This is a genomic window from Corallococcus praedator (assembly GCF_003612125.1).
Classification (GTDB): domain Bacteria; phylum Myxococcota; class Myxococcia; order Myxococcales; family Myxococcaceae; genus Corallococcus; species Corallococcus praedator.
On sequence record NZ_RAWI01001355.1, the window covers coordinates 1 to 397 of the forward strand.

The following is a 397-nucleotide window of genomic DNA, read 5'->3' on the forward strand; positions in this document are numbered from 1 at the left end:
TCGCTGGTGTGGGGCGCGCGGCAGACGTCGCTGAACGACAGCGAGGCGCAGGTGGTGCGCTTCACCGCCGGGGCCGAGGCCTCGATCAACCGCGCGCTGCTGTCCTTCGACGTGCTGCTGGCCAGCACCGAAGACCTGCTCGATCTGTCCGCCGTTTCGCGCGCGCAGTTCAACCGGCAGGGGGCGGGCCAGCTGCTGCGCGGCGCTGCACGGCAAAACCTGATGGTGCGCTACGTGGCGCTGCTGGGCGACGACGGCGGGGTGGTTGCGTCGTCGGACCAGGCGGGCCTGCGGGTGACCGATGAGCTGCCTGCGGGCTTCTTCGAGCAGAGCATGCGCCAGCCCGTACCCACGCTGATGCTGAGCGCGCCGGTGGTGAGTTCGGTCAGTTCCGAGA

The 397-nt window shown here is 70.3% G+C and carries 1 protein-coding gene; it reads left to right on the plus strand.

The features are described 5' to 3' along the window. Positions 1-397 (plus strand): hypothetical protein (locus D7Y13_RS46665; protein WP_208734745.1); only part of this gene is annotated, 397 nt, incomplete at both ends.